2 protein-coding genes are annotated in these 1,861 nt (G+C 58.5%); both read left to right on the top strand.

Annotation, left to right across the window (positions count from 1 at the left end):
* Nucleotides 1-62 precede the first annotated feature (62 nt).
* Nucleotides 63-1,019 (top strand): AraC family transcriptional regulator, encoded by a 957-nt coding sequence (locus tag AB4Y36_RS40360; protein ID WP_368685922.1) that lies wholly within the window; start codon nt 63-65, stop codon nt 1,017-1,019.
* Nucleotides 1,020-1,470: 451 nt separating this feature from the next.
* On the top strand, nt 1,471-1,861 hold a 391-nt coding region (locus tag AB4Y36_RS40355), incomplete at its 3' end, for a nitroreductase family protein (protein ID WP_368685923.1).

Below are 1,861 nucleotides of genomic sequence, written 5' to 3'. Positions count from 1 at the left end.
GCGCTGAAATTGTAAGTTTTGCCGTCACCTGATTTCCCCATGCCGAGGCCTTACGGAATTCTATGTCTCACGTCGACTGGTTAAGTCACCTGCTGCAATTGATCACCGTCACTGGCCGGCCTGAAGTGCGCTGCGCCTATGGAGCACCGTGGCGGGTCGAGTGGGATCAAGCGGCAACCCACGAAATCCCGTACCACGTCGTGCTCAGGGGCAAGGCAGTCATCGAGGATCCCGAGACGGGGATGGCAAAGGAACTGGTCGCTGGAGATATCGTCTTGTTACCCCACGGCTCGGCGCACATCCTGCACGACGGGAGTGGAATTCAGCCCGGACCTACTCGCGAGCGTCAGGGTCTCGCTGGTTGGACCTTTAGCGAGAATGACGGCGTTGGCGAGCATCTCGATATGTTATGCGGTCGTTTTTTTATTGAACCGCCGCATGACCGACTGATTCGCAATTATCTTCCGACAAATCTGGTGGTGCGGACTACTAGTACCGACGATGAGTCGGGTGTCGAGTCCCTCTCGAACCCTCTCGCCAATTTTGTGAGGCTCATGCGTGATGAGTCTACGGGAGAAAAAGTGGGCGGCTACGCCGTCCTTAATTCGCTCAGTTCGGCGCTGTTCACCATCGTGCTGCGCGAGGCAAGTAAATCCGAGCAGGCCCCAACAGGCTTGTTGGCGCTGGCTGGCCACCCACGGTTGGCCCCCGCGATTTCGGCGATGTTTTCCGATCCCGCTCGCGGCTGGAACCTGCCCGAGCTGGCCGCCTTGTGCAATATGTCCCGCGCCACGTTCATGCGGCATTTCCAGGAAACGCTCGGATGCTCAGCGGTTGATTTGCTAACCGACATCCGCATGAGCCACGCTGCGAACGAGTTGAAGAAGCCGACGATGACCACAGAGGCCGTAGCCGAATCAGTTGGCTACCAATCTGTATCTTCATTCCGGCGTTTGTTCACAGAGAGGATGGGCATGACACCAGGTGAATGGCGTCGTCTCGCACGTCAGGGGCGATAGACCCCGAAATTTGTCGCTCCCGGTTCTAACCAGCATCGGACACGATCCGGCGAGGTCGACGCGGAGCGGCCGCTCTTCGTCCGTACGTCCTTCGATGCAATCTGGACAAGGGACTTCAATCGCGCCGGCGCGATGAACGCTGCGGCGTCGCAAGATCGAGCGAACCAATGAGCCCTTGTGGAGTTTGATCCTTTTGGACACTTTATTGAGCATTTTCGCTCTCGAAATAGCCCTCGTGGGGCCTTAAAGTTGAAACACCTCACCACTTGACGGCAAACACGCAGTAGAGACTGCGACGTCACGGTGAAAGCGGCGACGGTGATCCGCAATCTGCACACGAAAGTGATTTTTTGCCGCGCGATCTCGTAAGAGGCGCTTCTGTACCCAGCAGGTCCCTCCACCCAAAGGAATCATCATGAACAGCGAAACCACCCTGAACAGCGGGACGACCATGACCAACGCAGTCATCGACTGTATCGTCAGCCGTAGCGCCACGAAGTATTACGACCCGTCGGCGACGTTGAGCGACGACCAGATCCGCGAGCTGGTGCGGATCTCCACCAGCGCACCGACGTCCTTTCATCTGCAGAACTGGCGCTTCATTGCGGTGCGCACGCCCGCAGCGAAGGCCAAGCTCTTTCCGCTTGCGTGGAGCCAGCCGGCTGTCGCTGACGCGGCAGTCACCTTCATCATCTGCGGACAGTTGGTCGACACCAGCGTGATTCCGGATCGCCTGGCTCCGCTGGTCGAAGCAGGCGTCATGCCGGCGACGATGGTGTCGGAGTGGGAGACCCCGGCACGCGAACTATATATGGCATATCCGCAGCGTCGTCGCGACGAAG

It is taken from the genome of Paraburkholderia sp. BR10936, assembly GCF_040965735.1.
Taxonomy (GTDB): Bacteria; Pseudomonadota; Gammaproteobacteria; order Burkholderiales; family Burkholderiaceae; genus Paraburkholderia; species Paraburkholderia nodosa_A.
This window is presented reverse-complemented; position numbering and strand designations above follow the sequence as displayed.